1 protein-coding gene is annotated in these 1,592 nt (G+C 41.8%); it reads right to left on the bottom strand.

Annotated features, from left to right (window positions below):
• Positions 1-239 precede the first annotated feature (239 nt).
• Positions 240-1,448, bottom strand: coding sequence for a NupC/NupG family nucleoside CNT transporter (locus tag VB732_RS22570; protein ID WP_323233134.1), 1,209 nt, complete (start codon positions 1,446-1,448; stop codon positions 240-242).
• Positions 1,449-1,592 lie beyond the last annotated feature (144 nt).

Below are 1,592 nucleotides of genomic sequence, written 5' to 3'. Positions count from 1 at the left end.
AACTTGATATAATATGTCATTGCGAGTGCAACGAAGTGGAATGTTCGCGTAGCGTCTCGTAGAGATAGCAATCGCAAAGGTTTGGCATTGCTTCTCTTCGTACCCTGCGGGAACGCCAAGGGCGGTACGCAATGACAATTATTTAACCGGACATGATATTAATAGTCAATGAAAAAGTAGAGGATTCAAACCCCTAATTTTTTATTCTGACTTCTGAATTCTGACTCCTGAATTCTTTTTCAAATCAACACCCCAGCAATACAAGCGGTAATAAAACCCGCTAATAAACCGCCAATCATTGATCTTACACCCATGCGAGCTAAATCATGCTGACGATTAGGTGCTATCCCAGTAATGCCGCCGATAGTAATGCCAATTGAACCTATATTTGCAAAATTACATAAGGCATAAGTCGCAATAATTACTGCCCGTTGAGAAATTTTACCACTTTCAATTAGTGCCTTCAAATCTAAAAAAGCAATAAACTCATTAAGAATTGTCTTTGTACCTAATAAAGCCCCAACTTGCCGACAATCAGCCCAAGGTACGCCCATCAACCATGCCACGGGAGCCATAACAAAAGACAAAATCCATTGTAATGAGAGTTGTTGTAAACCTACAAATGCTCCCAACCATCCCAGCAATGCATTTAAAGCAGCCAATAATCCCAAAAAAGCGATAATCATCACTCCAACATTAACTGCTAACTTCACGCCGTCAATGGCTCCAGTAGTAGCAGCATCAATTACATTTACATAATTCGTTTCTACATCTATCTTTACCTTTCCAACCGTTTCTGATACTTCTGTTTCTGGATAGAGTAATTTTGATACCACCAACGCTGTCGGAGCAGTCATAAAAAAAGCAGCAATTAGGTGTTCTGCTGGTATCCCAAAGGAAAGATATGCGCCTAGTACTCCACCCGCAATTGTGGCAAAACCACCCGTCATCACAGCATGAAGTTCTGATTGCGTCATCTTCGCTATGTATGGTTTAACCATCAGCGCTGATTCTGTTGGCCCTAAAAAGATGTTACCTGCACAAGATAAAGATTCAGAACCAGATGTTTTCAGCGTTTTTATCATTACCCACGCCATCACATTTACTACTCGCTGTAAAATGCCGTAGTAATACAAAACGCTGATGAAAGCAGAGAAAAAGATAATTGTCGGTAGCACTTGGAAGGCAAAGAAATGATCCTTAAAATTTTCTCCAAAGACAAATTTGGCACCAACATCAGAAAATGCTAAAAAGTTGCTGACAAAATCTCCCAGAAATTTAAACACATTCAAGCCCCAAGGAGTTCTAAGAATCACCAGCGCCAATGCAAATTCTAATCCCAAACCCCACCCCACTAAGCGCCAACGCACCGCTTGACGATTAACCGAGAAGGCGTAGGATATACCGATAAAAACTAAAATTCCTAACGCAGATATGGCGCGTTCCATATTTACTCCCAAAAGGTATCGTTAAGGCACTTAGCCACAAAGCATACACAAAAATACGCCTTGTTTTATGGCTTTGTAGTTAATTACCGGAGAAAGGCAGGGGGCAAGGCAGGGGGCAGGGGGCAGGGGGCAGGGAGCAGGGAG

Source organism: Nostoc sp. UHCC 0252 (assembly GCF_034931145.1).
In the GTDB taxonomy this organism is placed as follows: domain Bacteria; phylum Cyanobacteriota; class Cyanobacteriia; order Cyanobacteriales; family Nostocaceae; genus Nostoc.
Note: the sequence above shows the minus strand (reverse complement) of the source record. Positions and strands in the feature narration are given on the sequence as shown.

Excerpts from the sequence above, each read along its gene's own strand:
- VB732_RS22570 (WP_323233134.1), bottom strand. The coding sequence starts at position 1,448 with ATGGAACGCGCCATATCTGCGTTAGGAATTTTAGTTTTTATCGGTATA.